Origin of the sequence: Robinsoniella sp. RHS (assembly GCF_001029355.1) — a bacterium.
In the GTDB taxonomy this organism is placed as follows: domain Bacteria; phylum Bacillota; class Clostridia; order Lachnospirales; family Lachnospiraceae; genus Robinsoniella; species Robinsoniella peoriensis.
Genome location: NZ_JNGB01000265.1, coordinates 1 through 1,507 on the forward strand (window position 1 = coordinate 1; position 1,507 = coordinate 1,507).

Consider the following 1,507-nt stretch of genomic DNA (forward strand, 5'->3'; position numbering starts at 1 on the left):
GGTTTTCTATTGCTGATAATGATGGAAACCTCACCAGTCTGGCAGACGCGGATTATGTTAAAACTGCACATGCCAACGATCTGGAAGTCTGGGCATTAATTGACAATTTCAGTGAACAGGTGGATACTACAAAGGTATTAAGTTCTACAGCGTCCAGAGAAAAGATTACAAATCAACTGATTGCATCCGCAATTCAAAATGGCTTTGAAGGAATTAATGTGGATTTTGAGACAATTCCGGAGGATGCTGCAGACGGATATATTCAGTTCATTCGTGAACTTTCAGTAAAATGCCGCAAGAATGGAATTGTTTTATCCATAGATGATCCGGTTCCGAAGCCGTTTACGGCACATTATAACCGAAAAGAACAGGGTATTGTAGCAGATTATGTCATTATAATGGGTTATGATGAGCACTATGTGGGTTCTGAAGAAGCCGGCTCAGTGGCATCCATGCCGTTTGTAAAGGCTGGAATTACAGAGACGATTGCTGAAGTACCTGCAGAGAAGGTAATCAATGCAGTTCCTTTTTACACCAGATTGTGGAAGATCACAACAAATAAGAACGGCTCTACGGAGTTGTCCAGTGAAGCGATTGGTATGGATCAGGCAGATGAGTCTCTTGCAAATAATGGGGTTGAGGCAGCCTGGGACGAAGGAACTATGCAGGATTATGCAGAGTTTACCGGTGGTGACGGCAACAACTATAAGATTTGGCTGGAGAATGAGAAGTCCATTGAGGAAAAGGCTAAATTAGTTAAAGAATACAATCTGGGTGGAATCGCCGCCTGGAAGCTTGGATTTGAAAGAGCAAGCATCTGGGACGTTATTTTAAAATATGTAAGTTAAAGCAAGGATGCAGTAAAGTTATTTCGAAAATGAATTATAATAAAAAGAAAGCTGTTCTTCAGCCATGGGACAGTTTTATAAACAAATAGAGAAGTCATAGAATGTAGCATATCCCTGCCGCATATACTGGTAATAAGTGTATGAGACAGGGATATTTTTATGAGAAAAAATATGATAGAACTGGGAATGGGAATATTGGTGCTGGTAGGTGCTTATTTCCTGGGAAGTATGGGCGGAAGCCTGGCAGCTGACAGCAGGCTGGCAAAAAGTGCGGCAGTAACAGCTGAATCTGAGGTTGGTAAACCTGGTGGGAGTCAGGTGAGCTCGGACAGAGTAATTGTTCTGGACCCCGGACACGGCGGAGATGACCCTGGAAAGGTTGGGATTAATAAAGCTCTTGAGAAAGATCTGAATCTGGCAATAGCCAAGAAAATTCAGAAAATCCTCACAGATAAAGGAGTTACGGTTGTAATGACCAGGGAAACGCAGGATGGGCTTTATGATCCCGGTGCTTCCAATAAGAAGCAGCAGGATATGAGAAAACGATGTGAACTAATTGACAGCGCCAACCCCAGATTTACGGTGAGCATCCATCAGAACAGTTATACTGCCGAGTCGGTGCATGGTCCTCAGGTATTTTATTATTCCCAGTCTGCAGA

The 1,507-nt window shown here is 42.9% G+C and carries 2 protein-coding genes; both read left to right on the forward strand.

The features are described from left to right. Positions 1-848, forward strand: an 848-nt coding sequence (locus tag RHS_RS29655) for a glycosyl hydrolase family 18 protein (RefSeq protein WP_047835273.1), incomplete at its 5' end; no start/stop codon positions are given. Positions 849-1,007: 159 nt separating this feature from the next. Then, positions 1,008-1,507: N-acetylmuramoyl-L-alanine amidase (locus RHS_RS29660; protein WP_395023683.1), on the forward strand; the 500-nt coding region annotated here is incomplete at its 3' end.